This is a genomic window from Pseudomonas sp. s4 (assembly GCF_046764235.1).
Classification (GTDB): Bacteria; Pseudomonadota; Gammaproteobacteria; order Pseudomonadales; family Pseudomonadaceae; genus Aquipseudomonas; species Aquipseudomonas asiatica.
In genome coordinates this window covers 1309626-1334890 of record NZ_CP177209.1, presented here as the reverse complement: position 1 = coordinate 1334890, position 25265 = coordinate 1309626, and the positions used below count along the sequence as shown (strand labels likewise).

24 protein-coding genes and 2 pseudogenes are annotated in these 25265 nt (G+C 62.9%); 8 read left to right on the top strand and 18 right to left on the bottom strand.

The window, feature by feature from the left end:
* Positions 1 to 4: 4 nt before the first annotated feature.
* Positions 5 to 1105: an efflux RND transporter periplasmic adaptor subunit gene (locus tag ACK56M_RS06270; protein ID WP_015269177.1), complete on the bottom strand. Its 1101-nt coding sequence runs from the start codon at positions 1103 to 1105 to the stop codon at positions 5 to 7.
* Positions 1106 to 1465: 360 nt separating this feature from the next.
* Between ACK56M_RS06270 and ACK56M_RS06265 the strand changes: the two are divergent.
* Positions 1466 to 1750 (top strand): annotated as a pseudogene (locus ACK56M_RS06265) (hypothetical protein); the annotation flags it as partial.
* Between the two features lie 157 nt (positions 1751 to 1907).
* Here the strand turns inward: ACK56M_RS06265 and ACK56M_RS06260 are convergent.
* Positions 1908 to 2305, bottom strand: a pseudogene (locus tag ACK56M_RS06260) (hypothetical protein); the annotation flags it as partial.
* Between the two features lie 686 nt (positions 2306 to 2991).
* Between ACK56M_RS06260 and ACK56M_RS06255 the strand changes: the two are divergent.
* Together ACK56M_RS06255 and ACK56M_RS06250 are read left to right on the top strand one after the other, a co-directional pair.
* On the top strand, positions 2992 to 3633 hold the full coding sequence (locus tag ACK56M_RS06255) for a TetR/AcrR family transcriptional regulator (protein ID WP_015269174.1): 642 nt from the start codon (positions 2992 to 2994) through the stop codon (positions 3631 to 3633).
* 150 nt (positions 3634 to 3783) lie between these two features.
* Complete coding sequence (locus ACK56M_RS06250) at positions 3784 to 4734, top strand: RHS repeat-associated core domain-containing protein (protein ID WP_081013998.1); 951 nt, start codon at positions 3784 to 3786, stop codon at positions 4732 to 4734.
* Positions 4735 to 4773: 39 nt separating this feature from the next.
* On the opposite strand, the gene ACK56M_RS06245 is transcribed toward ACK56M_RS06250, so the two are convergent.
* Positions 4774 to 5550, bottom strand: a complete 777-nt coding sequence (locus ACK56M_RS06245; RefSeq protein WP_015269172.1) for a class I SAM-dependent methyltransferase — start codon at positions 5548 to 5550, stop codon at positions 4774 to 4776.
* Between the two features lie 103 nt (positions 5551 to 5653).
* On the opposite strand from ACK56M_RS06245, the gene ACK56M_RS06240 reads away from it, so the two are divergent.
* Positions 5654 to 6274, top strand: coding sequence for a hypothetical protein (locus tag ACK56M_RS06240; RefSeq protein ID WP_039612814.1), 621 nt, complete (start codon positions 5654 to 5656; stop codon positions 6272 to 6274).
* A gap of 12 nt (positions 6275 to 6286) precedes the next feature.
* On the opposite strand, the gene ACK56M_RS06235 is transcribed toward ACK56M_RS06240, so the two are convergent.
* The 5 genes from ACK56M_RS06235 to tsaB form a co-directional block, all read right to left on the bottom strand.
* Entirely contained in the window at positions 6287 to 6976 is a 690-nt protein-coding gene (locus tag ACK56M_RS06235) for an extensin family protein (RefSeq protein ID WP_015269170.1), read from the bottom strand.
* Entirely contained in the window at positions 6976 to 7800 is an 825-nt protein-coding gene (locus tag ACK56M_RS06230) for an oxaloacetate decarboxylase (protein WP_411959304.1), read from the bottom strand. The genes ACK56M_RS06235 and ACK56M_RS06230 overlap by 1 nt, the downstream gene beginning before the upstream one ends.
* 28 nt (positions 7801 to 7828) lie before the next feature.
* Positions 7829 to 8698: a DUF72 domain-containing protein gene (locus ACK56M_RS06225; protein ID WP_100412970.1), complete on the bottom strand. Its 870-nt coding sequence runs from the start codon at positions 8696 to 8698 to the stop codon at positions 7829 to 7831.
* Between the two features lie 3 nt (positions 8699 to 8701).
* Positions 8702 to 8992, bottom strand: coding sequence for a hypothetical protein (locus ACK56M_RS06220; protein WP_003259832.1), 291 nt, complete (start codon positions 8990 to 8992; stop codon positions 8702 to 8704).
* A gap of 131 nt (positions 8993 to 9123) precedes the next feature.
* On the bottom strand, positions 9124 to 9798 hold the full coding sequence (tsaB, locus tag ACK56M_RS06215) for a tRNA (adenosine(37)-N6)-threonylcarbamoyltransferase complex dimerization subunit type 1 TsaB (RefSeq protein ID WP_015269167.1): 675 nt from the start codon (positions 9796 to 9798) through the stop codon (positions 9124 to 9126).
* Between the two features lie 461 nt (positions 9799 to 10259).
* Here tsaB and ACK56M_RS06210 point away from each other — a divergent pair, with 461 nt between their 5' ends.
* Positions 10260 to 11231, top strand: coding sequence for an IS110 family transposase (locus ACK56M_RS06210; protein WP_411959049.1), 972 nt, complete (start codon positions 10260 to 10262; stop codon positions 11229 to 11231).
* Between the two features lie 98 nt (positions 11232 to 11329).
* Here the strand turns inward: ACK56M_RS06210 and adk are convergent, their stop codons facing one another.
* Positions 11330 to 11980 carry an adenylate kinase gene (gene adk / locus ACK56M_RS06205; protein ID WP_003259830.1) on the bottom strand — a complete coding sequence of 217 codons (651 nt, stop codon included), beginning with the start codon at positions 11978 to 11980 and terminating at the stop codon, positions 11330 to 11332.
* Positions 11981 to 12237: 257 nt separating this feature from the next.
* Entirely contained in the window at positions 12238 to 14865 is a 2628-nt protein-coding gene (gene ppc, locus ACK56M_RS06200) for a phosphoenolpyruvate carboxylase (protein WP_015269166.1), read from the bottom strand.
* A 200-nt stretch (positions 14866 to 15065) separates the two neighbouring features.
* On the opposite strand from ppc, the gene ACK56M_RS06195 reads away from it, so the two are divergent.
* From ACK56M_RS06195 to ACK56M_RS06185, 3 genes are all read left to right on the top strand, one after another.
* Positions 15066 to 15407, top strand: a complete 342-nt coding sequence (locus ACK56M_RS06195) for a pilin assembly protein (RefSeq protein ID WP_025337943.1) — start codon at positions 15066 to 15068, stop codon at positions 15405 to 15407.
* A 451-nt stretch (positions 15408 to 15858) separates the two neighbouring features.
* A complete protein-coding gene (locus ACK56M_RS06190) occupies positions 15859 to 16272 on the top strand; it encodes a DUF4398 domain-containing protein (RefSeq protein ID WP_003258911.1) in 414 nt (137 codons plus the stop codon).
* A 50-nt stretch (positions 16273 to 16322) separates the two neighbouring features.
* Positions 16323 to 17114: an OmpA family protein gene (locus tag ACK56M_RS06185; RefSeq protein ID WP_411959303.1), complete on the top strand. Its 792-nt coding sequence runs from the start codon at positions 16323 to 16325 to the stop codon at positions 17112 to 17114.
* Positions 17115 to 17275: 161 nt separating this feature from the next.
* Here the strand turns inward: ACK56M_RS06185 and ACK56M_RS06180 are convergent, their stop codons facing one another.
* The 8 genes from ACK56M_RS06180 to wspR all read right to left on the bottom strand — a co-directional run bounded on the left by ACK56M_RS06180 (position 17276) and on the right by wspR (position 25250).
* Entirely contained in the window at positions 17276 to 17602 is a 327-nt protein-coding gene (locus ACK56M_RS06180; RefSeq protein ID WP_013971221.1) for a hypothetical protein, read from the bottom strand.
* Positions 17599 to 18522 (bottom strand): alpha/beta hydrolase, encoded by a 924-nt coding sequence (locus tag ACK56M_RS06175; protein WP_411959302.1) that lies wholly within the window; start codon positions 18520 to 18522, stop codon positions 17599 to 17601. Before ACK56M_RS06175 ends, ACK56M_RS06180 begins: the two co-directional genes overlap by 4 nt.
* Complete coding sequence (locus tag ACK56M_RS06170) at positions 18494 to 19771, bottom strand: flavohemoglobin expression-modulating QEGLA motif protein (RefSeq protein ID WP_013971219.1); 1278 nt, start codon at positions 19769 to 19771, stop codon at positions 18494 to 18496. The genes ACK56M_RS06175 and ACK56M_RS06170 overlap by 29 nt, the downstream gene beginning before the upstream one ends.
* 178 nt (positions 19772 to 19949) lie before the next feature.
* The gene (locus ACK56M_RS06165) at positions 19950 to 20498 is read right to left on the bottom strand and encodes a hypothetical protein (protein ID WP_003258915.1); all 549 of its coding nucleotides are present in this window, start codon (positions 20496 to 20498) and stop codon (positions 19950 to 19952) included.
* Between the two features lie 29 nt (positions 20499 to 20527).
* Positions 20528 to 21232, bottom strand: a complete 705-nt coding sequence (locus tag ACK56M_RS06160) for a TetR/AcrR family transcriptional regulator (protein ID WP_015269162.1) — start codon at positions 21230 to 21232, stop codon at positions 20528 to 20530.
* Positions 21233 to 21443: 211 nt separating this feature from the next.
* Positions 21444 to 22946: a lysine--tRNA ligase gene (lysS, locus tag ACK56M_RS06155; protein ID WP_013971217.1), complete on the bottom strand. Its 1503-nt coding sequence runs from the start codon at positions 22944 to 22946 to the stop codon at positions 21444 to 21446.
* Positions 22947 to 23038: 92 nt separating this feature from the next.
* Positions 23039 to 24134 (bottom strand): peptide chain release factor 2 gene (gene prfB, locus ACK56M_RS06150; RefSeq protein WP_096009945.1). Its coding sequence is split into 2 segments (ribosomal slippage): positions 23039 to 24061 and positions 24063 to 24134, totalling 1095 coding nucleotides; the frame shifts between segments, so codons are not numbered across the junction.
* A gap of 111 nt (positions 24135 to 24245) precedes the next feature.
* Entirely contained in the window at positions 24246 to 25250 is a 1005-nt protein-coding gene (wspR, locus tag ACK56M_RS06145; RefSeq protein ID WP_015269160.1) for a Wsp signal transduction system regulator diguanylate cyclase WspR, read from the bottom strand.
* Between the last annotated feature and the right edge of the window lie 15 nt (positions 25251 to 25265).

The following is a 25265-nucleotide window of genomic DNA, read 5'->3' as shown; positions in this document are numbered from 1 at the left end:
GGACTTACTCCTTGGCCGTCAGGTTCACTACGCGGTTGGTACGGTCCACGGGGCGTATCTCCTGGCCCTCGCGCAATACATGGCCACCCGCGGCGACAACCCAGTCGCCGGGGGCGAGGCCTTCGAGCACGGGTACGCTGTCGGCGCCATAGGGCCCCAGGCGCACCACTGCCCGCTCCAGGCGGCTGTCCTTGTTGACCCGCCAGACGTAGGCCTGGCCGTTTTCCGCTGTGACTGCCGACAGGGGCACCGCCAACGGGATCAGCCCTTCGTGGGCGATGAACACCCGGGCGCTCTGGCCCAGCTCCGCCGGGGTGGCGGCTGAGGTAAAGGCGATGCGGGCAGCGAAAGTGCGCGAACGTGGGTCGGCAGCCGGTGACAGCTCGCGGATACGCCCCTGGAAGCGCTCCTGCGGGTGCGACCATAGCTCCACGCTCACCGGCTGGCCCACGGCAAAGCGGGCGAACTGCTGCTCCGGCAGGCCGATGGCGACTTCCCGCTCGCCATCTGCAGCCAGGGTGAACACAGTCTGCCCTGCGCCGACCACCTGGCCCACTTCCACCTGGCGCTTGGCGATCACCCCGGCCTGCGGGGCGCGCAGCACAGCATATTCAGCCTGGTTGCCAGCCACGTCGAACTCGGCCTTGGCCTGTTTCAGCCGGGCCAGGCCGGCACGGTAGAGATTTTCGGCGTTATCGAACTGGGAATGGCTGACCATTTGCCGGTCCAGCAGCTTCTGGTAGCGATCGCGCTCGGCGCGCACCAGCGACAGGTTGGCCTCGGCGGCTGCCAGCTGGGCACGGTTGGCCTCCAGTTGCAGGCGCACATCCTGCGGGTCCAGTTCGGCCAGCGGCTGGTCGGCCTTTACCCGCTGCCCCTCCTCGACCAGGCGCTTGCTGACCTTGCCGCCTATGCGGAAAGCCAGTTCCGGCTCGAAGCGTGCACGCACTTCGCCGGGGTAACTGTCGGCAGCGGCTTCGGCCGGCTGCGGCTGCACCACCAGCGCCGGGCGCGGCGCAGCCGGTGGGGCGGCTTCCTGGCCGCACGCCGCCAGCAACAGCGCGGCAGCGGCAGACAGAGCAATGAACAAGGCATGGCGCAACATGATGAATCCTTTCGCGGAGGGCACATTCAATATTTGTACTGGAGAGTATATTAAGTCAGGCAACGGATGCCGGGAAGAGGTTGCAGCCGAATACGGCAGGCGTGCGTTGAACGGCATGTGACCGTGCGCCTTCGGGCTCCCGGCGCCAGGGCCATATAGTCCGATACTCCCAGTCCGCCTAGGAGTATCAGCCGATGCGCAGCTCATGGCGCTTCGCCATAGTGGAGGTCTATTACAGAGGCCTGTGGTCAGGCCTCGACAACCGGCAGTGGTGAGGGCCACGGCCTCGTTCACAGACAGCGCGCCGATCATCACCGCGACCGGTGTGAGCGTGACGCTGGACGAAACGACCTCGTTGCAGACAACAACATCGTGCTGGGCCGGGCTGGCGGGCCAACAGGCGCGATCATCTTCGCGGGCTATATCGAAGAAACCGGATCGCCCGTCAGCGGCGGCAAGATCTGGACGGTGGAATACCAACCGCTGAAGCATCCGGACACGAGCAACTCCGACGACGCGCTCAATCTGCTGAACAAGGTGTTCATCGGCACCAGTCAGGACCTGTTATTCAGCCTGGCCAACGCCCCCTCCGGCCAGAACCTGTTCCTGATGTTCACCACCGCGAACCCGACCGTCGTCAATGACGTAAGATCGAGTACACCACCACACAGGATCACAACCGCGTACTCGTCGAGAACGGGGCCGCCGTCGACCTCAAAGGCCAGACCGGTAGCCCCCAGGCCGTCGGCGCCGATCGTACTGTCCCAGAACCCATATTGCGGCAGGATACTTCCGGTTCCGATCAGGTTGCCGAAGGCATAGGACTCGGGGTACCCGACCCGACCGAAGCCTCGCTACAGATGCTGTCTGCGCCAGTGTTGTCGATCGACTGGACGACGGCGTTCGGATCACCATTGGGCACCAGCGTGTCTCGTTGCCCCGCGCCAGCATCGAACCCGCTGACCTGGTAGAGGAGCTGATCGGTCGACAGGTCGACGTTGAAGGCATCGCGCTGGCCAGTCGTGCCAACCAGGGTGAAGTCGAACGGTGCGTTGCCCGATTCGTTGGCGAACAGGTTGGCGTCGAACGTGCTACTCGCCGAGTCGCCATCTTTGTCCGTCAGCGTCGCACTGAACTGCAATTTGACGTCGTAGGCCAGGTCTCGGTTTCCTTGATGAACTCGATCACCGGGATCTCCATTGCCGAATCCGGCGGGCAGACGACGACCATCACCCTGGTCGGGGTCGATATCTTCAACAGCGACATCTTCAACGGCAGCGCCTGAAACACTGCGTACGTGAAACCTGCGAGGGTGCCCTGGAAACCACCCTCGCAGCGCAATGCCAGTCAGTTAAGCGAAGTGGAGCCGCTTTGCGGCCCATCGACGGCAAGCCGGCTCATATAACAAAACATGACTCATTGGTTCGGCGAGGTTCTGTAGGAGCAGCCTTGTGCTGCGAAGAGGCCGGTACTGACAAAGCCTCTCTATTGCTTGTACCGGCCTCTTCGCAGCACAAGGCTGCTCCTACTGTCTCCCATGAAAAACGTTCCATGTCCTCCCCTTGTAAGCCTTTTCCTACAGACCCTTCGGTGGAGTCTAGGCGAACCTTGCCTGCTGCCAGTCCCTCGCGCCGGCAGGCAGCACCTCAAGCCCCCTGTGGATGGGAGCCATGCTCACCCCGTCCCGCCCCTGAAAATCAATGTCTTGGGCTCATCGGGCGCCCCCATGAGGGCACTCCTGCATGCGACGAAAAGTCAACTAATCGACGAATGGCGCGAAGTTACACACGTTAAAATTATCTCGTCAATTTACCGCCACACAGGTTTTCCCCGCAGGCTTTAGCCGGATGGCGCCTGAACCGTTAAGATGGTGTTTCTCCAACCAGATGCAGACCACAATGTCCAACGACGCACCCATCGGCCCGGGCCGGCCCAAGGACCTGGCCAAACGCGAGGCAATTCTCGAAGCAGCCAAAGCCCTTTTCCTCAGCCTCGGTTACGCCAACACCAGCATGGATGCGGTCGCTGCGGCGGCAGGTGTTTCAAAGCTCACCGTATACAGCCACTTCACCGACAAGCAGACGCTTTTCGGCTCGGCGGTCATGGCAACCTGCCAGATCCAGTTGCCCGACCTGCTGTTCGAGTACCCCGACGGTGTGCCGGTAGAAGAGGTACTGCTGACCATTGCCCGTGGTTTCCAGGCGCTGATCAGCAGCGATGAAGCGGTCAAACTAAGCCGCCTGATCATGGCCCAGGGCAGCCTCGACCCGAGCTTTGGCGAGTACTTCTACGAAGCCGGGCCCAAGCGCGTGCTGGCGGGGATGGAAGCTTTGCTGCGCGGGGCGCATGAGCGCGGGCTGCTGCGCATCGAAAACCCGCTGCGAGCTGCCGAACACTTCTTCTGCCTGGTCAAGGGCGCGCCGGATTATCGGTTGCTGCTGGGGTGTGCCGGGCCGCTGGAAGGTGACGAGGCAGAAGCGCATGTGCGCGAGGTGGTGGGGGTATTCTTGCGAGCTTACCTACCCTGAAAGCACCTTCTGGCATACGCGGTCACTTTGTAGAACCCCGTATGCCAGTTACTGCGCCCCAACCGGCGCACTACCTGACATTTTTGCCAGTATCTGACCAGCCCCCCTCCTGACAGACTCTCATGTACTCGTCCGCAATAGAACGCGACCATGTCCATGCAAACACTCAAACTTTTTTACAAGGGCAGCAAACTCTCGACAGTGCACTCAGGCAGTGCTCATTTCACAGTCGTCAGCGCCAACCACCAGAATCTGTGCGAAACGACCAACCAAACCACGCCAACACAGCTTTTGGCCACCGATGCCCAAGCGTCGACAGTTACCGCCCATGCAGGAAGCCAAACGGCCATTGCCTACAGCCCTTATGGCAATGACAGTTTACCGGCCTCTTACCAGGTACTGTCCCGCTTTACCGGGCAAACCTGGCTACCCTCAGCCATCGGTTACCTGCTCGGTAATGGCCATCGCTTGTTCAACGTGGGACTGATGCGCTTTCACAGTGCAGATAGCTTGTCCCCATTCGAAAAAGGGGGAATCAATGCTTACGCTTACTGTACCAATGATCCCATTAACAGATCGGATCCTAGCGGTATGTTTTCGATACTAAAATTCGTGACCGGAGGATACCGCGCAAAAAACATCATTCTTCGCCTGTACGAGAACAACCCCAGTTTGACATCCCGAGAATACAAAATACTTACACGACACTTTGCAGCCCAAAAAGTTAAAGGGATGAAGGAGGCAATATCCCAATCCCCCGAAGTAAGAACAATAGGTAAAAATAGAATCCTCAACGCCACTTCCCAAGAATCCATTTTAACGAGCCTTACGCGTGACGAATTCAATGGCAGAACACGATACGTCGACGCGGCAAAAATCAGCCCTGAAGATGTAACAAAAGGTTTTGAAGAAGTAACAAAAAGATTTGAAGAATTTAAGGCCAAATACAGTAGCAACGGTGCCCCGACCACTTCTACCTTCTACAACAGGCCAGATCAGCCGTCGTCTACGTGGCCCAGAAGAAGGCCACGTTCGAAAAATCTCGATGATTTCACAGGTAATTACATCGACAAGGAAGTAGCAAAAATCCGCATGGACTAGCATTGAGGCCAGACTGACAAGATGATCTCGCAGTTGCGATCAGCCTCTCAACGCTTTCTTCGGATAAATGTCATACCGGCTCGACTTGCCCTCCAGGCTATGGCTCGGCTTCGGCCCGTCGATGATCGGCGCCTTGCGCGGCCGCTTCACCACCACCCGGTGGCTGGCCAGCGCCAGGGCGGCTTCGAGCAGGGCCGGGGCATCCAGGTCATCACCGACCAACGGGCGGAACACACGCATTTCCTTCTTCACCAGCGCACTCTTGTCCCGGTGCGGGAACATCGGGTCGAGGTAGATCACCTGTGGCGCCTCGCCTTCCCAGGCGCGCATGCGCTCGATGGCGTTGCCGGTCAGCAGGCGCATGCGCCCCACGATCGGCCCCACCTCTTCATCCGCACGGGCCCGCGCCAGGCCGTCCTCCAGCAGCGCGGCAATCAGCGGCTGGCGCTCGATCAGGGTCATCTGGCAGCCCAGGCTGGCCAGCACGAACGCGTCCTTGCCCAGCCCGGCAGTGGCATCCAGTACCTGCGGACGCACGCCTTGGGCAATGCCCACCGCCTTGGCGATCATCTGCCCGTTGCCACCACCGAACATGCGCCGGTGCGCGGCCTGGCCTTCGACAAAGTCCACCCGCACCGGCCCCGGGGCCTGCGGGCCCAATTGCTGGATCTGCAAGCCATCAACGCCCACCTGCACGGCGAACCCGGCAGCATCGTCCTGCAGCGGCAGCTCAAGGCGCTCGGCCCACGCAGCAGCTTGCGCCTCGAATTCAGCCGACAACGCCTCGACCCGGATACCTGTGCCCTGCTCTTCCATCATTCACACCTAGAAATTGAACCCAGCCGTTAATGTATCGGCTACTTCGGCCGATACAGGCAATATCCCGCTATTCTGCCAGAGCACAACGCGCGCGACTGCCATGTCAGATACTCTTCCCATCGGCTTGACCTACCTGTCGCCTGTCGGCAACTACAGTCAGCACAACACCCAGGCACTCGGGGGCGTCAGCCACCTGTGGCAGGATTTCTTCGCCCGGGCCATGGCCGAGCAGCAGGAAGAGCCCGTGGACAGCGTCAGCCAGTCGTTCGTGCAATACGACCAGAGCAGTGGCGAGCCGATCGGGGGCGCCCGGGCGCTAGCCCTGATCGACGCCCAGCGTGCCTGCCCGGTGCACGACACCATCGTGGCACCGCCCGAGCCACTGTTCCTGCCCAAGGCAGAACTCGAAGCCAACCTGCTGCCGCCCGCCCCCGAGCCGTTCAGCGCAGTCGAGCTGATCGAGCAGCAGCGCCAGCTCGATATCAGCAACAGCTGGCTACGCCCGGTGGTGATGAGCCAAGGTCACCCGATTGCCGAGCCCGGCCCCGGCCCTGCTCCGCGCTCGCTGTTCCTGCCGATCGCCGAGTTCGAGACCAACCTGCTGGACCCGGCGCCCGAACCGTTCGATGACGCCACCCTGGCCAAGCAACAGAACGACCTGGAGTTCGACATCCACTGGGCACGCCCGGTGGTGCTTAACAATGTGCGCGCCCACGCCTGAACGCGCCCACGCTCAGCGACAGATCTGCCAGCGGCCCATGTCCATATGAAAGTGGTTGTGGTGTGCAGCGTTGTAGTCCGGCCCCAGTACCGTGCTGAAGCTGTCACAGGCCGCCCGCTGCACCTGACGAAGGAATTCCGCTTTCTGCCCGCCCGCCTGCCAGTCCCGCGCAAGGACGATGCGCTGGCCGTCCCGCAGGCGAAAGCCACTGATGTCCAGGGCATCGGCCGTGGCGTGCTGGCTCAGCCGGCCCTGCTTGCGGTGGTAGACATTGCGGCAGGCAAAACTGCCCAGGTGGTCGATCTGAACCACCGGCTGCCCCAACACCCGTTGCGCCACAGGCTGCAGCCCATGGTTTTCGAACAGTGCATACGCCACTGCCAACGGACAACTGGCCAGGAAGCTGCCGCCGAGCCGCGCCTGACCACCGTCGATACGCCATACGTTCCGCAATGGGCAGTTGGCAGTAGCCGAACTGTCGGCTTGTGCCCGGTAGCGCAGCTGGCTGGTTTGAAGTGCCAGGCGACACAGCGTCGGGTCATCGCGAAGGCGAGACAACTTGTACGGGGTCAGCAGGTTGGGGGGCTGACGCACGTCGAGCGGCGCCCACGGGTTCCACGCGGCGGGCAGCCGCCAACCCAGGTGCCAGGCCAGCCCCGCAAGCAGCGACAGGCTGGCCAGCAACGCCAGCACGGCCCTCATCAGCGGCGGAACAGGTCGTTGAGTTTGGCGAATGGCAGCGCCTGCTCCCCATAGCCGAAGGTGCCCTCATCGCGAATCTCCAGCCGGTGGAAGGCCCCCAACGCGGCACGGGCAAGCGACGAGCCGACGCTGATGCGGCGTACACCCAGGTCCTGCAACTGGTTGACGCTCAGCGGCACGCCCGCCATGCCCATCAGCACATTCACCGGCCGCGGCGCGAGGGCCTGCACCACCGCGCGGATTTCCTCGACAGTCCGCAGCCCTGGCGCGTACAGCACATCAGCACCGGCCTCGGCATAGGCCTGCAGGCGCAGGATGGTGTCGTCCAGGTCCATGCGCCCGTGCAGCAGGTTCTCTGCCCGGGCGCACAGGGTGAACGGGAACGACAGGCTACGCGCTGCCTGCACAGCTGCACGAATGCGCTCCACGGCCAGCCCGGAGTCGTAGATGGGCGCTTCACTGCGGCCACTGGCATCTTCGATGGAACCGCCTACCAGGCCAGCCTCGGCAGCGCGCAGGATGGTCTGGGCACAATCTTCGGGCAGGTCACCAAAGCCGTTCTCCAAGTCGGCAGCCACCGGCAGCGGGGTGGCATCGACGATCTCCCCGGCATTATCAAGGGTATCGTCCAGGCTCAAGGCGCCTTCGGCGTCCGGACGGCCCAGGCTGAAAGCCAGGCCTGCACTGGTGGTGGCCAGCGCCTCGAAGCCCAGGCTGGCCAGCAACTTGGCCGAGCCGGCATCCCACGGGTTGGGGATGACGAAGGCGCTGTCACGCTCGTGCAGGGCCTTGAAGGCTTCGGCTCGCAGGGTTTGCACATCCATGGTTCAACCTCCGGCAGTCAGGGGAAGGTCAGAGTAGCCCCAATTGTTCGACCGCGGGGGTGCGCGGCAATTCCGGCAACGCGGCAAGGCCCGGCAGGCGCTGCATCAGGCGTTGATGAAAGCGCTGGGCCAATGCCGCGGCCAATCGGTTGTCCGAGGTGTGCAGGAAGATGTAGGGGTTGCGGCCTTCCTCGATCCAGGCGGCGACCTTGTCCACCCAGGGGGTAAGAAAGGCCTCGTTGGCCTCCAGCTGCGGGTGGCCGATGAAGCGCACCTGCGGGTGCTGGGTGAAGGCTGCCGGGCGAGGCGGTACTTTGGGCTTCTTCGCCTGCGCATGCAGCACGGCAGGTTCACGAGAGGTGCAGCTGAACAAGGCGCGCGGGTCCAGGCAGATACGCTCCACACCGCGCTCATGCAGCAGGCGGTTGAGCAACCGCTCTTCTTCACCCTTGGCGAAGAAAGCCTGGTTACGCACCTCCACGGCCACCGGCACTCCGACTTCGTCAAGGAAGTGGCAAAGCTCGCCCAGCCGTGCTGGGCTGAACTGGGCCGGCAACTGCAGCCAGTATGGCGCTACGCGCTGGCCCAACGGGGCCATCAGGCGGGTGAAGTCAGAGGCCGGTTCCAGCTGATCGCGCAGGTCGCCTTCATGGCTGATGTCCCGGGGGAACTTGGCAGTGAAGCGAAAGTGTTCGGGCATGATCTGCGCCCAGCGCGCAATGGTGCCGGGTGCAGGACGTGCGTAGAAAGTGGTATTGCCCTCGACGGCGTTGAACACCTGGCTGTAGTAGCCGAGCATTTCACCGCTGTTGGCGTCGACGGGATACAGGTAGTCGCGCCAGGCGTTTTCGCTCCATGACGGGCAACCGAGAAAATAAGGCAGTGGTGATGGACTCATCCACTAAATGTACAGGTCGAGCCCCAGTACTTCCATGTCCCAGTCGGTAAAACCGGCAGTGCTCAGGTAGCTGGCCAATGCGGTAGCGGTGCGGCGGTCACGGGCGCGGGGGAAGATCATGTCCTGCTGGCGTGCTGGCAGGCCACCACTGCGGCGGCGAGCGGTGGTTTCCTGAGGGGCGGTCTCGACCTCCTCGATCACCTCGGCATCATCGATGGCCTCGTCACGCACAGCTGCCTTGCGCGGCGTGCGCTTGATCGGATAGGACTGTGATGAGAAACCGTCGATACGCATGGCATGAGCACTCAGAACCAATGATGGCAATCTAGCAGCATCAGGGTTCCATCGCTAATGCTCGAGTGATAACTGGACCACAGATCGCGCAAAAGGTTTTAGTGTCATCGGCGATAACCGACGAACAACACTCAGCGCTTCTTGGGTGTCGCTACATTATCGCGCAGGTAGACCGGTTGCGCCTGTTCGGCAACGATCGCCTCGCCGCGTGCCCAGGCAAAGCTGGCCAGGCTGAGGATGTCAAGGGCGTTGGGCAAGGCACTGGCATTGCTGGCGGCCACCTGCACCGCCAGGCGCTCGGCATAGCCCCAACCGGTACCGGCGCCGAACCACTCGCCAGCGCTGCCCACCGGCAGCGCCACCTGCTCGGGCGGCAGCACTGCCTCCTGGCCGACCAGGCGCATTTCACCTTCGGCGGCCTGGTAGCAGCCCCAATACACTTCATCCATGCGCGCATCAATGGCGGCCGCCACTTGCTGTACACCGTGTTCACGCAGCGCGCCCTGGGCCAGTGCGGCCAGGTTGGACACCGGCAAAACCGGGCGCTCCAGTGCGAAGGCCAGGCCCTGGACCACCCCGATGGCAATGCGCACGCCGGTGAAAGCGCCCGGGCCACGGCCAAAGGCGATGGCATCCAGCGCATTCAGCGCCACGCCGGACTCGGCCAGCAGCTGCTTGATCATCGGCAGCAGCTTCTGGGCATGCATGCGCGGGATCACCTCGTAATGGCTGGTTACCTTGCCGTCATGCAGCAGTGCGACGGAACAGGCTTCGGTAGCGGTATCCAGGGCCAGCAGGGTGGTCATCGAACGGGTATCCAGGTACTAGGGGGAAAAGAGCGGCAGTATAGAGCAGCCGCGGCGTTGTGTCCGCAAGGGGCCGCTGTGCGGCCATTGCCCGCTCGGCTGGCGCCGTCCCTGTAGGAGCGGCCTTGTGTCGCGATGGGCCGCAAAGCGGCCCCTGCAATTTTCGCGGCGAAGCTAAGTTTTTTGGGGCCGCTGCGCGCCCCATCGCGACACAAGGCCGCTCCTTGTATCTCGACTTTCGCCTCCCAAGAAGCGAAAGTTCTCGACTGATCATCGAGGGAAGGTCTTGAAGCGGAGCCGCTCCAAGGGCATCGAGCCCGCACTGTAGATAACGCTCTGGCCTTTCAACCCCACTCGACGAGTTCGAACGGTATCTAGTGCCCGCCCCCGGCGTGAGCACGCATTAACAAGGTTGAACTGAGTGTAGGGTGATCGACTTTCGTAGTTTGAAGGAGAAGATCATGTCCGCCTTTGTTGGCGTTGATGTCGCCAAAAAATCTTTCGACATTGCCACCCCACTTCCCAACGGCAAGACGCGCACCAAAGCCAAGCTGTCCAATGATCCTGGAGGGTTCAAGCAGTTCAGCGATTGGCTTGAGCGCCATGCCGAACCAGGCGCCTGGATCGTTATGGAGGCCACAGGCACCTATCACGAAGCGTTAGCCGAGCACTGTCACAACCAAGGTTATCGGGTGTGTATTCTGAACCCGGCGGTGATCGCGAAATTCGCTGACGTGGAGCTTCGGCGCGTCAAAACCGATAAAGCTGACGCCAAAGTCATTGCTGCTTATGGCCAGCAGAAGGCGGCCTCGCTTCGCCAGTGGGAGCCGGAGCCACCTGCACAGCGCCGTTTGCGTGCTCTGGTGCGGCGACTGGACGACCTCAAGGAAATGCGCCAGATGGAGCAGAATCGTTTGGATGTCGCACAGGATGCGGTGCAGCAGTCGATTCAAGACGTCATCGGGCACATCACCGAAGAACTGGAAAAGACCAGGAAGGCCATCGAACAGACGATCGATGATGATCCAGACCTGCGCAAGCGACGTGATCTGATTACTTCGATAGATGGTTTGGGTGACACCACTGCTACGTTGCTGCTCGCCGAACTGGGCGATCCACTGAAATACCAAAGCTCTTCTGCGATCGTCGCGTTCTCAGGCCTGAACCCGGTAGTGCAGCAATCGGGAGAGTTCATAGGTCAGAGCACTATCTCGCGTACAGGCGCCTCAAGGCTGCGGGCGGGCTTGTGGATGTCAGGCACTGTCTCGATCAGGTACAACCCTGTCGTGAAGGCACTGGCAGAGCGGTTGAACAGCCGACACAAAGCCTATAAACAGATCGTTTGCGCGGCGATGCGCAAGCTGCTGCACCTGGTTTATGGGGTGGTGAAGTCGGGGATACCGTTTGACCCCAAAATCCCTCTTGCAGGGTGAGGGTCAAGACGGTATCTACAGGGATCGCATGTGGCAACAGGGCCAAAAACGACAACGGCCCGCAAGCGGGCCGTTGTCGAGGTGCGTCAGGCGCTGGATCAGCTCAGGGCTGCCAGGACCTTGGCGGTGATGGCTTCGACCGAGCCGACGCCTTCGATGTGGCTGTACTTCGGCTTGCCGGCATTGGCCGCCGACAGCTTCTGGTAGAAGTCCACCAGCGGCTTGGTCTGGCTGTGGTAAACCGACAGGCGATGGCGAACGGTCTCTTCCTTGTCGTCATCACGCTGGATCAGGTCTTCACCAGTCTCGTCGTCCTTGCCTTCCACTTTCGGCGGGTTGTACTGAATGTGGTAGGTGCGGCCCGAAGCCAGGTGCACGCGGCGGCCAGCCATGCGGCCGACGATTTCCTCGTCGTCCACGGCGATTTCGACCACGGCGTCGATATCGACACCGGCAGCGACCATGGCTTCGGCTTGCGGGATGGTGCGTGGGAAGCCGTCGAACAGGCAGCCCTTGGCGCAATCAGGCTGGGCGATGCGCTCCTTGACCAGGCTGATGATCAACTCGTCGGAGACCAGCTGGCCGGCATCCATGACTTTCTTCAGTTCCAGGCCCAGCGGGGTACCGGCCTTGACGGCGGCACGCAGCATGTCACCGGTGGAGATCTGGGGGATACCGAACTTTTCGGTGATGAACTTTGCCTGAGTACCTTTACCGGCCCCGGGAGCTCCCAGCAGAATTACGCGCATCTCGTGCTCCTCAAATTTTGTTATGAAATTCAATGGATTCGGCGACCAGGGCCAAGTCCGGAAAATCGGGTATGACCATAAATCGGTCAGAAGGCTGCTCAAGATACACAGCGCCCGGCAGCCAGACAAGCGTCCCAAAGTTGCAGGATTGCGCCACCTACGGCTGGCCTGGCAGGCGGTTGCGCCCGGCGCAACCACCCTCTTCGCCCACTTGCATCCCCCGCACGGCACCTGCCCTGTGCGCCCCGGGCCTACCCTCAGCCGGTGTTGCGCAGGCCGGCTGCAATACCCGCCACAGTCACCAGCAAGGCCTGCTCCAACGGGCTGTCCAGAGCGGCTTCGCGGCTGCGCGAGCGGGCCAGCAACTCGGCCTGCAGGCGGTGCAACGGGTCCAGGTAGGTATTGCGCAGGCTGATGAATTCCAGCGTCTCGGGGCTGTGCGCCAGTAGCACCGGCTGCCCGGTAAGGCCCAGTACCACCTGGCACGACTGCGACAATAGGTCGCGCAGGTGCGCACCCAAAGGCAGCAGGTGCGGTTGCACTAGACGTTCGTCGTAGGCCTCGGCGATCTGCGCATCGGCCTTGGCCAGCACCATCTCGAGCATGTCGATGCGGGTGCGGAAGAACGGCCATTGCTCGCGCATCTGCGCCAGCAGTTCACCCTGGCCACGGGCCAGGGCATTGTTCAATGCCGTTTCCCAACCAAGCCAGGCGGGCAGCATCAGGCGGGTCTGGGTCCAGCCGAAGATCCACGGGATGGCCCGCAGGCTTTCGATGCCACCGGCGCGGCGCTTGGCCGGTCGGCTGCCCAGCGGCAGGCGCCCCAGTTCCTGCTCCGGGGTCGACTGGCGGAAGTACTCGACAAAATCGGGGTTCTCCCGCACCACGCCGCGGTAGGCCTTGACGCCATCGGCGGCAAGCTGGTCCATCACCTCGCGCCAGGCCGGCTGCGGTGGTGGCGGTGGCAACAAGGTGGCTTCCAGCACCGCAGCCAGGTACAGGTTCAGGTTCTGCTCGGCGATACCCGGCAAGCCGAACTTGAAGCGGATCATCTCGCCCTGCTCGGTGGTGCGGAAGCGCCCCGCCACCGAACCCGGTGGCTGCGACAGGATCGCCGCGTGGGCCGGGCCACCGCCGCGGCCCACCGTGCCGCCACGGCCGTGGAACAGCAGCAATTCGACCTGGTGCTCGGCGCAGATGCGCACCAGGTTTTCCTGGGCCCGGTACTGCGCCCAGGCTGCTGCCGTGGTACCAGCGTCCTTGGCCGAGTCGGAATAGCCGATCATCACTTCCTGCGGGCCGCGCAGGTTCGCTCGGTAGCCTGGCAGGCCAAGCAGGCGTTGCATCACCGGGCCAGCATTGTCGAGGTCGGCCAGGGTCTCGAACAGCGGCACCACGCGCATGGGCCGCGTCAGGCCGGCCTCCTTCAACAGCAGCTGCACCGCCAGCACATCCGAGGCGGCACCGGCCATGGAGATCACGTAAGAGCCCAGCGATGCGGCTGGCGCGGCGGCAATTTCCCGGCAGGTGGCAAGCACCTCGGCGGTCTCGGCCTGCGGCTTGAAGTGCGCGGGCAGCAGTGGCCGGCGGTTTTTCAGCTCGGCCTGTAGGAACTCAATGCGCTGCTCTTCATCCCAGTCGGCATAACGCCCCAAGCCCAGGTAGTCGGTAATCTCGCTCAACGCATCACGGTGGCGAGCGGCGTCCTGGCGCACGTCCAGGCGGCCCAGGAACAGGCCAAAGGTCACGGCGCGGCGCAGGCAGTCGAGCAACGGGCCTTCGGCGATCACACCCATGCCGCAGGCGTGCAGGGACTGGTAGCACAGCTCCAGCGGCGCGATCAGGTCGCGGTTGTCCACCAGCACCTCGGCGCTGGCCGGCTGGCTGCTGGTCAATGCCGAATGCGCCCACGCGCGCGTTGCTCGCAGGCGATCGCGCAGTTGCTTGAGCAGGGAGCGGTAGGGTTCGGGACTGTCGCCGACCTGCTCGCGCAGCGCATCGTCGGCCTGCTGCATGGACAACTCGGAAGCCAGCGCATCGATGTCGCGCAGGAACAGGTCGGCAGCCATCCAGCGCGCCAGCAGCAGGACTTCGCGGGTGACCGCTGCGGTCACGTTGGGGTTGCCATCACGGTCACCGCCCATCCACGAGGCGAAGCGGATCGGCGCCGCTTCCAGCGGCAGGCGCAGGCCGGTAGCCTCCAGCAGGGCCTTGTCGACCTTGCGCAAGTGGCTGGGGATGGCGTGCCACAGCGAATGCTCGATTACCGCAAAGCCCCACTTGGCTTCGTCCACCGGCGTCGGTCGGGTGCGGCGGATTTCTTCGGTGTGCCAGGCCTCGGCGATCAGCCGGCGCAAGCGCTCGCGCACCTGCTGGCGTTCCCCCGGGGTCAGGTCGCGGTGGTCCTGGGCAGCCAGTTGGCCGGCGATGGCGTCGTACTTCTGGATCAGGGTGCGGCGAGCCACTTCGGTGGGGTGCGCAGTGAGCACCAGCTGGATGTCGAGCTTGGCCAATTGCCGGGCCAGGGCATCATTGCTGTGCCCGGCCTGCTTCAGGCGCGCCAGCAGCTCGGGCAGCACCCGGGCCTCGAACGGCTCGGGCTGGTCGGCGTCGCGGCGGCGGATCAACTGGTACTGCTCGGCCATGTTGGCCAGGTTGAGGAACTGGTTGAAGGCCCTGGCCACGGGCAGCAAGTCTTCATCGGCCAGGTCCGCCAGGGTCGAGCTCAGTTGCTCGCCGGCGCTACGGCGGTCGGCCTTGGCACTGTGACGGATGTCCTCGATCTTCTGCAGGAACGCCTCGCCATGCTGCAGGCGAATGGTATCGCCAAGCAGTTCACCCAACACATGGACATCTTCACGCAAACGCACATCGATATCGGTCATTGGCCCTCTCTCCGGCGCGGCTCTGGCGCATTGCATCCCTTTTTCAGCCTTTACGCGATCCCCTGTGGGAGCGCGGTATTCGCTCCAAGAGTGCCCACAGCCAGGCGCCGATGGCAAGCCGTGATCGGCCAAAGCAAACTAAAGTGAAAGCACGACACTCCCATGCATTGCAGCCCTTTCAGGCGTCAACAGAGGTCAGCATGAAAATCCGTGAACTCGCCCAGCACTGGGAACAGAATGCCGCCGGCACCCTCAGCCCCACGGGCCATGTCCTGCATCTGGACCTTGAGTCCGAAGCGCGACTGGCCGCGCTGATCGACATGTACCCCAAGCGCACCGCCGAGGAACTGCTCGGAGAGCTGGTCGCGGCAGCCCTCGAGGAACTGGAGGCCAGCTTCCCCTATGTGCAAGGCCGCCAGGTCATTGCCACCGACGAGGAAGGCGACCCGCTGTACGAGGACATCGGCCCTACTCCGCGCTTTCTGTCACTGTCGCGACAGCATCTGCACGCCCTGAGCAACCCTGGGGCCGATAGCGAATAGCTAATGGGTAGGACGTGGGGTTTGCAGCGCCTGTGAGATCAAGCGCCGCCCGCGCGGCGCTTCGCAGCGCAAGGCTGCTCCTACATCTGCCTCGGGCCAGTCACGCCTGTGCCAGTGCACGCGACCGTCTTGTTCGTACAACGCGATATCGAGCCATGCGCCAAAGCGTTCGCGCACAAACCTCACAGGAATAATTGGCCCGAAACAGATGTAGGAGCAGCCTTGAGCTGCGAAGCGCCGCGGGGGCGGCGCTCGATCTCCCAGACGCCACAAACCCCAGACAGCATCAAATTTTTCTGAACTATCCGAAAAACGCGTCAGTCACAGCCGATAGCCATCACGCTAAAACCCTGCACACCTGCCGTTGTGCACCGTTGAGCTGAAGCGCGCGCACGTGTCAGGGAACGAGCGATGGACTGCTACGGACAATGTCGTAAACAGGAGTGATCCAATGGAACTGACCACCAAGAACACCCGCATCTACAAACCCTCATCCACTCATGTGCGCGGGTTCAAGCTGGCAGCGCTGGCCTTGGGCAGCAGCCTGGTCCTGGCTGGCTGTGCCGGCAACCCGCCCACCGAGCAGTATGCAGTCACCCAGTCCGCCGTGAACTCCGCCGTCAGCGCTGGCGGCACCGAGTTCGCCGCCGTTGAAATGAAAGCGGCACAGGACAAGTTCAAGCAGGCCGAGATCGCCATGCATGACAAGAAGTACGACGACGCCAGGCGCCTGGCCGAACAGGCCGAGTGGGACGCCCGCCTCGCCGAACGCAAGGCCCAGGCGGCCAAGGCCCAGAAGGCCGTGCAGGATGCCCGCCAGGGCGTTCAGGACGTACGTGAGGAAGGCCTGCGCAGCGCTCAGTGAGCCCTGCCCTGCCCACCTCGGTCTTCGCACACGATCAAAGGATGAACACTATGCGCAACTACGTCATGATTCCCGCCCTGCTGGCCCTGAGCGTCGGCCTTGCCGCCTGCTCGCACGACCCTAACGCCAACCTCGAATCGGCCCGCACCAACTTCTCCTCGCTGCAGAGCGACCCGCAATCGAGCAAGGTTGCGGCGCTGGAGACCAAGGACGCCCAGGACTGGCTGAACAAGGCCGACAAGGCCTACATGGACCGTGAAGACGAGAAGAAGGTCGACCAATTGGCCTACCTGACCAACCAGCGCGTCGAAGTGGCCAAGCAGACCATCGCCCTGCGCACTGCCGAAAGCGAACTGAAGAACGCTTCGGCCCAGCGCGCCCAGGCCAAGCTTGACGCACGCGACGCACAGATCGCCAAGCTGCAGGACAGCCTCAACGCCAAGCAGACCGACCGCGGCACGCTGGTCACCTTCGGAGACGTGCTGTTCGACTTCAACAAGGCCGAACTCAAGAGCAACGCCTACCCGAACGTCACCAAGCTGGCGCAATTCCTCCAGGAAAACCCGGAACGCAAGGTGATCGTCGAGGGTTACACCGACAGCGTCGGCTCGGCCAACTACAACCAGGGCCTGTCGGAGCGCCGCGCCAACAGCGTACGCATGGCACTGGTACGTGCTGGCGTCGACCCAGCGCGCATCGTCGCCCAGGGCTATGGCAAGGAGTACCCGGTCGCGGACAACTCGAGCAATTCGGGGCGTGCGCAGAACCGCCGGGTGGAGGTGACCATCTCCAACGACAACCAGCCGGTGGCACCTCGCTCTGTGAGCCAGTTACAGCAGTAAGGCTGGCTAGCTGAACTGACAAGCCCCGCGATCGAAGCGGGGCTTTCTTTTGCCTGTGCTGGCCCTTTCGCGGCTGAAGCTGCTCCCACAGGGACTGGCGCGGTCCCTGTAGGAGCGGCTTCAGCCGCGAAAGGGCCAGCACAGGCAGCAGAGATAATGGCTCACTGCACCTGCTGCGGCGTTTCCTCGCCCATGCAACGCACAGCGCGCTTGCGGTTGTCCACCAGCACCCCTGTCAGGCCTTTCTGCTGGGTATCGAACAGCACCAACACGCCGTCGACGCACTGGGCCATTTGTGGTGCCGGGTCCAGCGAGACCTTGTAGTCCTCGCCGGGGATGGTCTTGAGCATGGTGAAGTCCTGCAGCAACAGGGCATCTTCGGGCTTGGCGAAATGCAGGTAACCGTAGTACCACAAGGCCCCCACCGTCACGATGATGCTGCCGACACCGGTCAGGATCAGCGGGATGGCGTTGCGTTCTTCACTCATTTCTTGTTCTTCTCGTCAGGGTAATTGGGCACTTCGGCCAGCCGCCGCAGGCCGTTGAAATGGCTGGGGTCGTCAAGAAAACGCAGCATGACCTGGCGCCAGGTCGGGTCGGCGAAGGTCTGCACGTGGCCACCACGGGTCAGTTGCAGCACCCGCGGCGCTGGCGCGTGCTGGTACAGGCGGATGCCGTTGTCCATCGGCACCAGGGTATCGTCGATGCTGTGGAAGAACAGCTTGGGCGGGCTGCTCAGTTGTTCGATCGAGCGGATCGCGCTGTCGCCGTCCGGCACCAGCCACGACAGCGGCACCTGCAGCGGCCAGGTCATCCACGAGGTGCTGAGGGCAAAGCGCCCGACCGCACGGTAACTGGCCGGCACACCATCGAACACCAGGGCGTTGAAACGCTGGCGCTGCTCCGGATGGGCCGCCAGGTAGTGAATGGCCATGGCCCCGCCAAGGCTCTGCCCCAGCAGCACCAGCGGCTTGCCCTTGACCTCGGGCGCCTGCTCCAGCCAGGCCATGGCCGCGGCGATGTCCTGGTACACTTCGGGCAGGCTCGGCTCGCCCTGGGACAGGCCATAGCCGCGGTAATCGATCATCAACACCTGGTAGCCCTGCTCCGGCAGCCAGTAGCTGCCGCCCAGGTGCCCAGGCAGGTTGCCGCCATTGCCATGCAGGTGCAGCACCGTGCCCTTGACCTCGACCCCGGCCTTGGCCGGCAACCACCAGCCGTGCAGGCGGATGCCATCAGCAGTGATCAAGGTGACATCGCGGTACTCGAGCCTGGCCCGCTCGGGCGTGAACGGCTGGCCGCGCTCGGGATAGAACAGCAGGCTGCTGCAACCGCCCAGGCCCAGCAGGATCAAACCCAGGGCCAGCAGGCGGCAGCACTCAGAGAATGTTCGCGTAATCGGCTTCAATACGGTCCAGGCTCAGGTGGTTGAGGAAGTTGGAGAAGCACATCCAGGCCGACAGCGCATTGAGGTCGCGGAACTGCTCGGGCAGGTACTTGGGCGGCTCGACCAGGCCTTCCTCGACCAGCTGTCGCAGGGTACGCATGTCTTCCAGGGTGGTCTTGCCACAGAACAGCAACGGGATCTGTTCGAGCTTGCCCTTCTTCACGGCCAACTGAATGTAGTTGTAAACCATGATGAAGCCTTTGAGGTAGGACAAGTCCTTGGTAAATGGCAGGCCATTGGGCACCGACCCGCGGAACACCCGGCTGGCGTTGCTGTAGCTCTGCGCCATCTCGAACCCCTGCTCGCGGAAGAAGTTGTAGATCTGCATGAAATCGGCACCCTCCTCGACCATGTGGATGGCGCGGGTGCGGTTGGTGAGCTTGCGCAGGCGGCTGGGGTAGGAGGCGAAGGCGATCACCTCCATGAGGATGGCCAGGCCTTCCTGGGTCACCGTCGACGAGGGCGGGCCCTTGGCCAGGAAGGTACAGATCGGCTGGTTCAGGCCGTTGAGCGTGGTGCCGACATGCACCAGCCCTTCGTGCACCTCCAGGGCACGCACGTCACGGGAGTTGAACATGGCGTCGGCACGCACCTTGATGTAGTCGGCCCCGGCCGCGGCATCGGCGACGATACCGTCGGACTCGAACACACGGATGGTCTCTTCGGCCTCGCCAAACACCTTGTTCAGCCGGTGCTGGAGGATTTCCACGGCCTCCTTGGCGGTGAGGTTCTTCGGTTCGTCCTTGAGGTCGCCACGGCCATCGATGTTGTTCAGGTAGTCCGACAGCATCAGGCCGAGGTCGGCCAGGGTCGGATCACCAGCGTGGAAGGCATCCGAGGCAGCGCCGTACAGTTCCTGGGAGATCAGCCCGAAATCCTCGGTGCCACGCGCTTCGAGCATGCGCACCACCATGCGGTATTCGCGGCACATGCGCTTCATGATCTGCCCGACCGGGTTGAACTGGCCGAGCTGGCGAATGATGTCGCGCTCGATGCCCTGAAACTCGGCCTTGACCGCGCTGGAATCGAACGCCAGCGGGCGCGACTGGTAGTAGGCACGGTCGACAGCCGGCGGCTCCTTGCCCTTGGCCTTGAGGAAACCCTGGCGGATGTTGTCGTCCCACTTCACCGCGTCCAGAACCCGGATCGGGGTCTGTGCCGCGACGATGCGGTCGGACAGGGCGCGGATGGTTTGCTGGTATTCGTCCACCGGGGACTCCTTATTGGAACAAAGTGCCAAGCCTTGCTTTGCCTGTACCGGCCTCGGTTCCTGTAGGAGCAGCCTTGTGCTGCGAAGAGGCCATTAGCGGCAACTGAAATGGTTTGCCCTACTGGCCTCTTCGCAGCACAAGGCTGTTCCTACAGGGGACCTGGGCCGGCACAGGTAATTACTTGCCGGAGCGCTGGAACCGCGCCACTTCAACGAACAGGTCGGAGTTGGCCGGGTCGTCCAGGTACGCCAGCACCCGCGCCGACGGGCTGTCGATCAGCACGCCGTCGCCGTTGTCTTCCGGCACTTCGGTGCTGCGCCCGGTCAGCTCCTTCTTGTCCACCGCCTGCTGCACCTGCTCGACATCCAGGTTGTAGACCACCAGTTCCTTGCCATCGACGATATCGAAACCGCCGATCAGGAAATTGCCACCCAGGCGCTTCGGCACGCCAGCCGACAGGTACCAGCGGTTGCCGTGGCGCGACACGGTGAACACGTATTCCTCAGGGGCCTTGCCTTTGGCCGTGGCCACCGCCTTGTAGGCATCACCGCCGCTACGGCTGATCACCAACTTCAGCGGCTCGCCCCAGGCGTCCTTGCTGCTCCACTTGCCGAGCAGGGCCTTGGGCGCCGCCTGGTTGCTAGGCAAGGGCTCGTGGAAGGTCACCAGACAACCGCCCAGCAGCAGGAATGACAGAGTCAACAACACCACACGCCAGGCTTTCATCAGGTTCTCCTTGAAAAGTCGGTCTCGGCTCAGGCCGATGCAAGCACCAGCTGCAGGTATCGGCTAAGCATAGCGAGCATCTGCCCATCGGCTTGCGCGTTCGCATCCTTGAGCAGGCCCTGATATTCCATCTGCTCGATAATCGCCGTCAACATTTGGGCGTCCTGTTCCGGTTGTTGCGAGCCCACCACCTGCAGCAATTGGCGGGTGCCATGCAGCAGGATCTGTTCATGGGCGCACACCAGTTGAGCCAGGCGCGGGCACAGTAGCGCCTCCTGGCGGAAGGCCTGCTCGGCCATCAGAAAATCACGGCGGTTCAGCAACTGTCGCTGCACGTAGTCGGCAGTCATGCGTGCTACCTCGTCAGCCAACCGCGCCCGCGCCTGCGGGCTGCCGTCACCCTGGGCCAGCAACTGGCGCAACACCACCTCGGTATTGGCCCACAGCTTGGCCATATAGGCGGCGCTGCGTTCGACGTACTGGGCAAAGGTATCGGTGAGCAGGTCCTCGATATCCTTGAAGTAGTAGGTGGTGGCCGACAATGGCACACCGGCCTCGGCGGCGACGGCGCGATGGCGCACACCGCGTACGCCATCGCGCACGACAATGCGCATGGCGGCATCGAGGATCAGTTGGCGACGCTGCTCGCTGCCCTGGCGGGCAGTCTTGCGGCCTTGGTATTGCACGCTTTCGGCGACGGCGGTGGCGATGCCGGCGGCGCCCTGGTGAGGCATTGCGGGTGTCACAGGGGGTACCTCATGGTTCAAGTCATCTGCAGCCTGTACCGGCCCTATCGCCGGCAAGCCAGCTCCCACAGGTACTGCACAAGTCCTGAAGATTGTGGGAACCCTGTGGGAGCTGGCTTGCCGGCGATAGGGCCGGTACTGACAACATAATGCTTCAGGCAAGAAAAAGCCGCCTCGAAAGGCGGCTCATTCAATTCACTCAGGCCTGCGGACGCATGTGCGGGAACAGGATCACGTCGCGGATCGACGGCGAGTTGGTCAACAGCATCACCAGGCGGTCGATACCGATACCTTCACCTGCAGTCGGCGGCATGCCGTACTCCAGTGCGCGAACGAAGTCGGCGTCGTAGTGCATGGCTTCGTCGTCACCGGCGTCCTTCTCGGCCACCTGGGCCAGGAAGCGCTCGGCCTGGTCTTCGGCATCGTTGAGCTCGGAGTAGGCGTTGGCGATCTCGCGGCCACCGATGAACAGTTCGAAACGGTCGGTAACAGCCGGGTTGTCGTCGTTGCGACGGGCCAGCGGCGATACTTCGAACGGGTACTCGGTGATGAAGTGCGGCTGCTCCAGCTTGTGCTCGACCAGCTCTTCGAAAATCATCACCTGCAGCTTGCCCAGGCCCTCGTGGCCCAGCACCTTGGCACCGGCCTTTTTGGCGATGTCGCGGGCGCGGTCGACGTCCTGCAGGTCGGCAGCGGTCAGCTCCGGGTTGTACTTGAGGATCGAGTCGAATACCGACAGGCGGGCGAACGGCTCGCCGAAGTGGAACACCTTGTCGCCGTACGGCACGTCGGTAGTGCCCAGTACCAGCTGCGCCAGCTCGCGGAACAGTTCCTCGGTGAGGTCCATGTTGTCGCGGTAGTCGGCGTAGGCCTGGTAGAACTCGAGCATGGTGAATTCAGGGTTGTGACGAGTCGAAACGCCTTCGTTACGGAAGTTGCGGTTGATCTCGAATACCTTCTCGAAGCCACCAACCACCAGGCGCTTGAGGTACAGCTCCGGCGCGATACGCAGGAACATGGCCATGTCCAGGGCGTTGTGGTGGGTTTCGAACGGCTTGGCCGCGGCACCGCCCGGGATGGTTTGCAGCATCGGCGTCTCGACTTCGAGGAAGTCGCGCTCGATGAGGAACTTGCGGATGTGCGAGATCACCTGCGAACGCACACGGAAGGTGTGACGGGTTTCTTCATTGACCATCAGGTCGACGTAACGCTGGCGGTAGCGCTGCTCGGTGTCGGTCAGGCCGTGGTGCTTGTCGGGCAGCGGGCGCAGCGACTTGGTCAGCAGGCGCACGTTGGTCATTTCGACGTACAGGTCGCCCTTGCCGGAACGGGCCAGGGTACCTTCGGCGCTGATGATGTCGCCCAGGTCCCAGGTCTTGACCGCGGCCAGGGTTTCTTCCGGCAGGGTCTTGCGGTTGACGTAGACCTGGATACGGCCGGTCATGTCCTGAATGACCATGAACGAGCCGCGGTTGAGCATGATGCGGCCGGCAACCTTGACCGGAATCGCTGCAGCTTCCAGTTCTTCCTTGGTCTTGTCCGCATACTGCTTCTGCAGGTCGTTGCAGTAGCTGTCGCGACGGAAGTCATTGGGGAAGGCATTGCCCTTGGCGCGCTCGGCGGCAAGCTTTTCCTTGCGCAGGGCGATCAGGGCGTTTTCTTCCTGTTGCAGGTCTTGCGCTTCGGTCTTGAGGTCGCTCATTTCGTCATTCTTTCCATCAGGTGTTCGGTGCCCCTTTCGGGCAGGGCACGCGGTACCGGCCCAGGCCAGGTACCGCGGCGGTTGTGTGCGATTTACAGCCCTTGCTTGAGGCTCGCTTCCAGGTACTGGTCGAGGTCGCCGTCCAATACCTTCTGGCAGTCGCTGCGCTCGACACCGGTACGCAGGTCCTTGATACGCGAGTCATCCAGCACGTAGGAGCGGATCTGGTGGCCCCAGCCGATGTCCGACTTGCTGTCTTCCAGCGCCTGCGAGGCGGCGTTGCGCTTCTGCATTTCCAGCTCGTACAACTTGGCCCGCAGCATTTTCATGGCGGTGTCCTTGTTGGCGTGCTGGGAGCGTTCGTTCTGGCAGGCCACCACGGTGTTGGTCGGTACGTGGGTAATACGCACCGCCGAGTCGGTGGTGTTCACGTGCTGACCACCGGCACCGGAGGAACGGTAGGTGTCGATACGCAGGTCGGCCGGGTTGATCTCGATCTCGACCTTGTCGTCGATCTCGGGCGACACGAACACCGCCGAGAACGAGGTGTGGCGACGGGCACCGGAGTCGAACGGGCTCTTGCGCACCAGGCGGTGCACGCCGATCTCGGTGCGCAGCCAGCCGAAGGCGTACTCGCCCTTGATATGCACGGTGGCGCCCTTGATACCGGCGACTTCACCTTCGGAAAGCTCGATGATGGTAGCGTCGAAACCACGCTTGTCGGCCCAGCGCAGGTACATGCGCAGCAGGATGTTGGCCCAGTCCTGCGCCTCGGTACCGCCGGAGCCGGCCTGGATGTCCAGGTAGGCGTTGTTCATGTCCATCTCGCCGCTGAACATGCGACGGAACTCAAGCAGGGCCAGGGACTCTTCCAGGGCTTGCAGCTCGGTCTCGACGTCGCTTACGGCGCCTTCATCCTCTTCCTCGACGGCCATGTCGAGCAGGTCCTTGCAGTCGGACAGGCCATTGGACAGTTTGTCCAGGGTCTCGACGACCTGCGCCAGCATGGCACGCTCGCGGCCCAGGGCCTGGGCGTACTCGGGCTTGTTCCAGACGTTGGGGTCTTCCAGCTCGCGGTTGACTTCGATCAGGCGGTCATGCTTGTGATCGTAGTCAAAGATACCCCCGAATGGACTGGGAACGCTCGGTGAGGTCCTTGATGGTGTTCAGGATCGGTTGGATTTCCATGGGCTGGCTACTCGCACGAATTCGGTGAAAAGCCTGCGAGTATAACCGAGTCCGCCGCAGGGCGGCAGACCCGCCGGGCGCCGAATGGCTGCAATTACCGTGCAGGCCCTGTCAGGCGATGCCAACCTGGTTGCGCCCGCCATTCTTGGCCTGGTACAGGCCTTTGTCCGCAGCCGAGATCAGTTGCCGGCTATGGCTGCCGATGGACGGAGTCTGGGTGGCCAGGCCAATGCTCACGGTCAGATACGAGTCGGGCACCGGCGCGGTGTGCGGGATGCCCAGGCCGAGCACGGTCTGGCGCAGCTTCTCGGCCATCAGGCGTGCCCCACCCGGCGAGGTGTTGGGCAATACCAGGACGAATTCCTCGCCACCATAGCGCGCCGGCAGGTCGGTCGGCCGCGAGCACGAGCCGCGGATCGCTTCGGCCACCTGGCGCAAGGCCTCGTCACCGGCCAGGTGGCCAAAGCTGTCGTTGTAGGCCTTGAAGTAGTCCACGTCGATCATCAGCAGCGACAACTGCTGCTGCTCACGCATGGCCCGGCGCCATTCCAGTTCCAGGTACTCGTCGAAGTGGCGGCGGTTGGACAACCCGGTCAGGCCATCGGAGTTCATCAGCCGCTGCAGCATCAGGTTGGTATCGAGCAGTTGCTGCTGGCTGACACGCAAAGCGCGGTAGGCCTCGTCGCGCTGCAACAGGGTAAGGTAGGAACGCGAGTGATAGCGGATGCGCGCCACCAGCTCGATGGTGTCCGGCAGCTTGACCAGGTAATCGTTGGCCCCGGCAGCAAAGGCTGCGCTCTTGACCAGCGGGTCTTCCTTGGTCGACAGGACGATGATCGGAATGTCCTGGGTCGCCGGGTTGTTGCGGTATTCACGCACCAGGGTCAGCCCGTCCAGGCCAGGCATGATCAGGTCCTGCAGGATCACCGTGGGCTTGATGCGCACGGCCTGGGCCACCGCCTGGTGCGGGTCGGCGCAGAAGTGGAAGTCGATGTTCTCTTCATGGGCCAGGCCACGCCGCACCGCCTCGCCGATCATGGCCTGGTCGTCGACCAGCAGCACCATCGCCGAGTTCTCGTTGGGGGTCGTGAAACCTTCGATCGGTAAATCATTCATACCTGTTCACCCGAT

Bases quoted from the DNA above. Each gene is read 5' to 3' on its own strand.
- wspR (WP_015269160.1), bottom strand. From the start codon at position 25,250: ATGAATGATTTACCGATCGAAGGTTTCACGACCCCCAACGAGAACTCG.
- ACK56M_RS06190 (WP_003258911.1), top strand. From the start codon at position 15,859: ATGGAACTGACCACCAAGAACACCCGCATCTACAAACCCTCATCCACT.
- ACK56M_RS06165 (WP_003258915.1), bottom strand. From the start codon at position 20,498: ATGAAAGCCTGGCGTGTGGTGTTGTTGACTCTGTCATTCCTGCTGCTG.
- ACK56M_RS06245 (WP_015269172.1), bottom strand. From the start codon at position 5,550: ATGGAAGAGCAGGGCACAGGTATCCGGGTCGAGGCGTTGTCGGCTGAA.
- ACK56M_RS06235 (WP_015269170.1), bottom strand. From the start codon at position 6,976: ATGAGGGCCGTGCTGGCGTTGCTGGCCAGCCTGTCGCTGCTTGCGGGG.
- ACK56M_RS06220 (WP_003259832.1), bottom strand. From the start codon at position 8,992: ATGCGTATCGACGGTTTCTCATCACAGTCCTATCCGATCAAGCGCACG.
- ACK56M_RS06230 (WP_411959304.1), bottom strand. From the start codon at position 7,800: ATGGATGTGCAAACCCTGCGAGCCGAAGCCTTCAAGGCCCTGCACGAG.
- ACK56M_RS06240 (WP_039612814.1), top strand. From the start codon at position 5,654: ATGTCAGATACTCTTCCCATCGGCTTGACCTACCTGTCGCCTGTCGGC.
- ACK56M_RS06225 (WP_100412970.1), bottom strand. From the start codon at position 8,698: ATGAGTCCATCACCACTGCCTTATTTTCTCGGTTGCCCGTCATGGAGC.
- ppc (WP_015269166.1), bottom strand. From the start codon at position 14,865: ATGACCGATATCGATGTGCGTTTGCGTGAAGATGTCCATGTGTTGGGT.
- ACK56M_RS06270 (WP_015269177.1), bottom strand. From the start codon at position 1,105: ATGTTGCGCCATGCCTTGTTCATTGCTCTGTCTGCCGCTGCCGCGCTG.
- lysS (WP_013971217.1), bottom strand. From the start codon at position 22,946: ATGAGCGACCTCAAGACCGAAGCGCAAGACCTGCAACAGGAAGAAAAC.
- ACK56M_RS06180 (WP_013971221.1), bottom strand. From the start codon at position 17,602: ATGAGTGAAGAACGCAACGCCATCCCGCTGATCCTGACCGGTGTCGGC.
- ACK56M_RS06195 (WP_025337943.1), top strand. From the start codon at position 15,066: ATGAAAATCCGTGAACTCGCCCAGCACTGGGAACAGAATGCCGCCGGC.
- ACK56M_RS06210 (WP_411959049.1), top strand. From the start codon at position 10,260: ATGTCCGCCTTTGTTGGCGTTGATGTCGCCAAAAAATCTTTCGACATT.
- ACK56M_RS06250 (WP_081013998.1), top strand. From the start codon at position 3,784: ATGTCCATGCAAACACTCAAACTTTTTTACAAGGGCAGCAAACTCTCG.
- ACK56M_RS06255 (WP_015269174.1), top strand. From the start codon at position 2,992: ATGCAGACCACAATGTCCAACGACGCACCCATCGGCCCGGGCCGGCCC.
- adk (WP_003259830.1), bottom strand. From the start codon at position 11,980: ATGCGCGTAATTCTGCTGGGAGCTCCCGGGGCCGGTAAAGGTACTCAG.
- tsaB (WP_015269167.1), bottom strand. From the start codon at position 9,798: ATGACCACCCTGCTGGCCCTGGATACCGCTACCGAAGCCTGTTCCGTC.
- ACK56M_RS06185 (WP_411959303.1), top strand. From the start codon at position 16,323: ATGCGCAACTACGTCATGATTCCCGCCCTGCTGGCCCTGAGCGTCGGC.
- ACK56M_RS06160 (WP_015269162.1), bottom strand. From the start codon at position 21,232: ATGCCTCACCAGGGCGCCGCCGGCATCGCCACCGCCGTCGCCGAAAGC.